The sequence below is a fragment of the Pseudoalteromonas sp. P1-26 genome (assembly GCF_001401795.1).
Taxonomy (GTDB): Bacteria; Pseudomonadota; Gammaproteobacteria; order Enterobacterales; family Alteromonadaceae; genus Pseudoalteromonas.
The window spans coordinates 1-3,419 of the sequence record NZ_LKDX01000098.1; the positions used below are offsets into that span (position 1 = coordinate 1).

3 protein-coding genes are annotated in these 3,419 nt (G+C 36.8%); all 3 read left to right on the forward strand.

Going from position 1 to position 3,419, the window contains the following annotated elements:
* The first annotated feature begins 634 nt into the window (after positions 1–634).
* The 3 genes from AN394_RS20980 to AN394_RS20995 all read left to right on the forward strand — a co-directional run bounded on the left by AN394_RS20980 (position 635) and on the right by AN394_RS20995 (position 2,852).
* Positions 635–949 carry a hypothetical protein gene (locus AN394_RS20980; protein WP_055022500.1) on the forward strand — a complete coding sequence of 105 codons (315 nt, stop codon included), beginning with the start codon at positions 635–637 and terminating at the stop codon, positions 947–949.
* 695 nt (positions 950–1,644) lie between these two features.
* A complete protein-coding gene (locus AN394_RS20990; RefSeq protein WP_055022502.1) occupies positions 1,645–2,055 on the forward strand; it encodes a hypothetical protein in 411 nt (136 codons plus the stop codon).
* A 107-nt stretch (positions 2,056–2,162) separates the two neighbouring features.
* A complete protein-coding gene (locus AN394_RS20995) occupies positions 2,163–2,852 on the forward strand; it encodes a hypothetical protein (protein ID WP_055022503.1) in 690 nt (229 codons plus the stop codon).
* The last annotated feature ends 567 nt before the right edge of the window (positions 2,853–3,419 follow it).

Below are 3,419 nucleotides of genomic sequence, written 5' to 3' on the forward strand. Positions count from 1 at the left end.
CTGGTAAAAAGTACCTGACCATGGATGGAGCTGAATAGGTGAAATCAGAGGGTAAACTGGAAATTACAGACGAATTGTTGCTTTATCGAAAATAGCACTAAAAAGGCCATTAGCTTCATTAAAATTATAATTTCTGGCAGTCTTTTCTCAGCAAAAGTATGCCTATAGATCTTTACGATGGCTGACCAAGTACTTCAATCTCCGCTTTTAGATTTTGCCTACTTGTACTCTCAGCAAGCATACAAACTCTCAAATCTATTTGGCCTAAAAAAGCGAAATTTAATTAAAAACAAACTTAATATGTTCCATTGAAATTTATCATTGAGTGATGTTAATTGGAGGTTCAAATGTTACTCATTAAAAAGAAACAAAGCCCAGTCCGCGGGTTATTTTACATTTCACTTTGCATTTCATTATCTATTGTAAGTTGCAGCTTGAATTCATATTTTCGATACGGCATGAGTTTGCCACTTGAATTTTACACTCCCTTAATCATTACTTTGATATTTCCTCTATTGAACTCAAAGCAAGGAACTGTGCGTTTTGGCCCTGTTAAATTGTTTCATTCTGGAAAATAGCGCGATTTTAAGAGTGTGATAGCTTAGATTCAAATGCTCGATGTGGAAGACTTACAATGAAAAATAGTACAGCACTAATATCAATAATCTTAGCGTTATTATCTAGCGAAGCTACAGCAATTATACCTTGGGATAATACTGCATGTTATCCATTATCATATGATAGAGCTGCAATCGAAAAGCAAATAAAAGTGGATCTGCTTACTACGTATGCGGCCTTAAACACTATAAGTGGAGAGGAAAAACTATTGAATGACACTTACTCAACTGAACTTGAGAATACAAAAGTGGTATCAACTGAGTTTCAAAATTTTAAATTTTCTTACTCTGAGCGTGATGGCCAACTTTGTGGTTCAATAGTAAAAAAGTAATTAATCTAAAATAAGAGGGTAAACATGGAGTAGAAATGGTTATAGTGTCGCTGGAGGTGCTGTAGCTAAAAGCTTTACATTAGATAGAGAATTTAGTTTTGTAAAAATTATTGGCTCAGATAAAACTCTTTCTTTAGCGCTTTCTAATACTACTCTACCCAATTTTAAAAGTATCAAACTGCCTTTGCACATTGTAAATTCAATTAACGCATTTAAGAGCTTCGAGCCCATTCCCTCAAAATCGACATTCAGATGAAATATCACCTGTAAAGGTATGACTGTATAATGAATTTGATAAAAAGCAGATGTGTGAGTAGAACAAAGTTTAATACTTAATTTTTAGCTTGAATCACACAGAGTACGCTGCCATTTATAAAACGTTTATGCCCCAAAATGAGTTAGGCTAAATGCTCTAACGACTGCTTTGTGCGTGCAAAATATAGTTGCTTATTTAATCAAACTTAGGTGTAATGGAAGCATAATAAACGCTGAGCAGTGCAGGGAAAGCTAAAATAAGGACAGATACGCCAATGAAATTGGCTTACTATAGCTTAGGCCATAAAAAGCAAATCCCAATAGCATAAACAACACCAACTCTGACACACCGAGTAGGTAGCGACTCAGTCCAACATGCGATTATGAAACACAATCTGCGTGTCGCAAAAATACTAAAATGTTAGGCATTGGGAGTAAAAATGGACATTTTTTCGTTAGCAGTCGGGTTTGTCGTTGGCGGTTTTACTGGCGCCGCAGGTACCTTTTATGGAAATATGTTTACAGATCAAAGGCGCGAACAAGAAAAAACTGACGCAGAGCGAGTTCAGTGGGAAACCCTAAAAAGAAAATTTCCCGCAATAATTCAAGAAATGACCAAAGACGTTAATAATCCCGAATTTGCAGGTGTGCGAACTTTCTTTGTAAAAAGTAGCCGGAGTGCTGTTAATAGTTCAGAGCCATATTTTGAGTATCACACAGATGTACATTTAGATCTTCAAGCCGCAATTCTATATATGCAAGATATTGGTTATATACAAGATATTACCCCAAAAAATTGCCCAAAGTTCAGGTTTTATGAGCATTTCTATGAGTTGCTAAAAAATGCCTGAGAAAGCCGTTAAACCAGGGGCAGGCAGTGCTCCTTCGTCGCCAATTTTAGCCTGCTATTTTATGCCGTTTACGGCAGGCGTTAGCTTCTACAAGGATAGAAAACTAAATGCTTGAACTCATTTTTACGGTAGTTGGCTTTATATTAGGCTGCTTCACGATGTACTTGACTACGTATGTAAAAGAGAAGGGGAAAAACAAAGCATTACTCGAAGACGTCTCAAGGCTTGAGGATGAAAAGCAGGTCATTTCAGCTAAGTATGCATATGAGATGGAAGAGCTTAAGAAAGCTCATTCATTAGATATAGAAAAAAGAAAATATAGATACGAAGATAAACGAGCGCAGTTTACAAAATATTTTTCATTGCTTGATGAGTTTCATAATAAAAGCAACACAGTGTTTGCGGACAAGTTTTTTCCAGTGATGCAGAAGTTTTGGGAAGATGTGATACAGAGTGAAAATGGTTATGAGACCGGTCTTATTTCATTCAATAGAGAAATACAGGCTCTAATGAGTGAGCTCTACGAGGAGCAGATGAAGCTAACTCAGGAAACAAATTCAATAAGACTTGTTTCTACACCTGAAGTCGATGCACTACTTGATGAGCTGGAAAGACTAGTAGTTCAATCAACCGAAGCAGCATCAGAAATGATGAAATTTATGGCTACTCCAGAGTTTGCATCCAATCAGTCTTTATTATCACCTTATCAGGAAAAAGCAACCTTGATAGGAAATGAAGTTAAGAAACAACGAGATTCTCTTAGAGCTAGGATGAAAACAGAGCTGGACGCAATTTAGTAATTCGGCTAAAAAGCCCGTGTTGTGGATTAGTTTCTGCTTCGCGCCAACTAACCACAAACGGAAACGCTAGCCCATAGAAATTTTTATGCGAAATTCATCTAATACAGCCGACGACCTAGCTCATCTTTGTCCATTGAAGAGTTATCAACTGACTCACCTTTGCCTTTAAGTTTAAATTAACTAATTGGCTTAAATTAAGTTTTGTCATTATTCGGTTTTTCGGGTAGAAACTTATAACCATTGAACATAGCTGAAACCAGTCCTGACTTTTCTCTTCGTTCAGCAATGATAACACCTAGTATATGCAATGGTATAAGTATTACTAGGGCATAAAATGCGTATACATGAGCAGTGATGATGGAAGAGCGAAACTCTTTAAGCTGCTTATAACGTTCATCGTCAACATTAACTTTTGAATAAGGCTTGATTACGTCAAGTTGAGTCTCGTCAACCGCAATGCTTTTAGCAAAGTGCTCTTATATGGACTCCTCCTATTGCACAATACCCTTCGTTAATTTTGTCAGACTGCGTGCTTATATGCGGGCTCATAATGAGGAGCTACCT